The organism is Leptolyngbya sp. FACHB-36, from assembly GCF_014695955.1.
Lineage (GTDB): Bacteria > Cyanobacteriota > Cyanobacteriia > Leptolyngbyales > Leptolyngbyaceae > FACHB-36.
This window is the reverse complement of record NZ_JACJPG010000006.1, coordinates 1-2,134: the sequence shown is the minus strand read 5'-3', so window position 1 is coordinate 2,134 and position 2,134 is coordinate 1. Positions and strand designations below refer to the sequence as shown.

General features: G+C 59.2%; 2 protein-coding genes. One reads left to right on the top strand and one right to left on the bottom strand.

Translation table 11 applies throughout. From position 1 onward, the window contains the following. The first annotated feature begins 5 nt into the window (after positions 1-5). Positions 6-1,580 carry an apolipoprotein N-acyltransferase gene (lnt, locus tag H6F43_RS00065; RefSeq protein ID WP_347272347.1) on the top strand — a complete coding sequence of 525 codons (1,575 nt, stop codon included), beginning with the start codon at positions 6-8 and terminating at the stop codon, positions 1,578-1,580. Here lnt and H6F43_RS00060 read toward each other — a convergent pair. Then, a partial coding sequence (locus H6F43_RS00060) for a HAMP domain-containing sensor histidine kinase (protein ID WP_190340005.1) occupies positions 1,557-2,134 on the bottom strand: 578 nt, incomplete at its 5' end. The genes lnt and H6F43_RS00060 overlap by 24 nt on opposite strands.

Here is a 2,134-nt window from a genome sequence, read left to right as displayed (position 1 = left end):
TCGGAATTGCCCTTGGCAGTGGCGCTCTCATGGCGCTGTCAACAGCTCCGCTGAATGCGTTCCCGCTAGCGTGGGTGGCGCTGGTGCCGCTGTGGATGATGGTGGGAAGCGAGCCTGCAACCCTCAACCCTCAACCCTCAAAACGTGTATTTTTGCTAGCGCTTGCCTGGGGAATTGGCTATCACGGATTAGCGCTAGCCTGGATTCGGGATTTGCATCCGCTGACGTGGTTGGGAATCCCCTGGATTGGCAGCGTAGCGATCGTCCTCTTTGCCTGGTCGTTCATCACCCTGTGGGGTGCAGCTTTGGTCGCCATCTGGGCGATCGGGCTGAGCTGGGTGATCCGAAAGCGCAACGATCGTTCCTCCTGGCTCACTTCATCGTGGCACCATGTCCTTGTCGGCACTGCCCTCTGGTGCGGCTTAGAGTGGCTCTGGAGTTTGGGATCGCTGTATTGGACATCGCTCTCGTATACGCAAAGTCCTGGAAACTTGGCGATTCTGCATCTCGGTCAACTGTCGGGTCCTACGACCGTGACGGCGGCGATCGTGGCGGTGAATGGGCTGATTGCGGAAGGGTGGATACGGTATCAGGAGTCAGAGGTCCGGGGTCAGTCGAACAAAGCCTTCTATAAGCTGCTGAGTTCCGCCGTCGTTGTTGTTGCGGTGCTGCATTTAGTGGGGTATGGACTGTATAGCCGTCCGATGGCGCAGTTCCCGGAGGCAGCGCTGAGAGTGGGACTGATTCAAGGCAACGTGCCGACGCGGATCAAACACACCGCTGAAGGACGCCAGCAGGCAGTCGATGGCTACGTTACAGGGTACGAGCGGCTTGCAGACGAAGGCGCGGACGCAGTGCTGACGCCGGAGGGCGCGTTTCCGTTTCGCTGGGACGATCGCGACAAAGCCGAGAATAGCTTCTACCAAGCCGTGCAGCGAAAAGGGCGCGTCGGCTGGCTGGGAACGTTTGTCGTGCAGGGCGATCGCCTGACTCAAAGCCTGCTGACGCTGACGGGCGACGGACAGACGCTCAGCCGCTACAACAAGCTCAAAATTGTGCCGCTCGGAGAGTACATTCCGCTGCGATCGATTTTGGGCGTGGTGATCAATCGCCTCTCGCCTGTGCAGACTGACCTGCTGCCCGGAGCCACGGATCAGACGTTTGAGACACCGTTCGGGCGGGCAATTGCCAGCATTTGCTACGATTCTGCCTTTCCGGAAGTGTTTCGACGACAGGCCGCCACAGGCGGACAGTTTATCCTCACCGCCTCGAATCTGGACCCCTACAGCGAAGTGCTGATGGCGCAGCATCAGGCGCAGGACGTGATGCGAGCGATCGAAACCGATCGCTGGGCAGCCCGGGCAACGAACACGGGCTATTCTGGCATCCTCGACCCGCACGGTCGAGTTCAGTGGCGATCGCAGCCCCGCATATACCAACTCCACACCGACACAATCTACCGTCGGCAAACGCAAACGCTCTATGTGCGCTGGGGCGATTGGCTAACGCCGCTGCTGGGATTGGCAGCCCTCGGCGTTGTCTTGCAGCGTCAGTTCCTACAATCCACGACGACGCCCTAGCGGCAAGCGAATCACAAATTCCGCGCCTTCGCCGGGAGCCGAAGTGCACGTCAGCTGACCGCCGTGACGATCGACCACGACCTGATAGCTAATGGAAAGCCCCAGCCCGGTCCCCTTGCCAACGGCTTTCGTGGTGAAGAACGGTTCAAACAAACGCTTTCGCACGCTCTCCCGCATTCCGGGTCCGTTGTCGCGAATGCGAATGACGACGCGATCGCCCACCTGCTCGGTACAAACGTGAATTTGGGGAGTCGAGTGGGTTTCCGCGTCCCATTTCCCCTGCGCCATCGCGTCCTCTAACGCATCGATCGCATTGCTCAACACGTTCATAAACACTTGATTTAGCTGTCCGGCGTAGCACTCGATTAACGGCAGGTTACCGTAGTCCCGAATGATGTCAATGCCTCTGTGTCCGGCGGTGGGCTTGAGGCGGCTTTGTAAAATCATCAGCGTGCTGTCGATGCCGTCGTGGATGTTCACCGTTTTCACCTCGGCTTCGTCCATGCGAGAGAACGTGCGCAGGGCACGGACGATCGCTTGAATTCGCTCTGCCC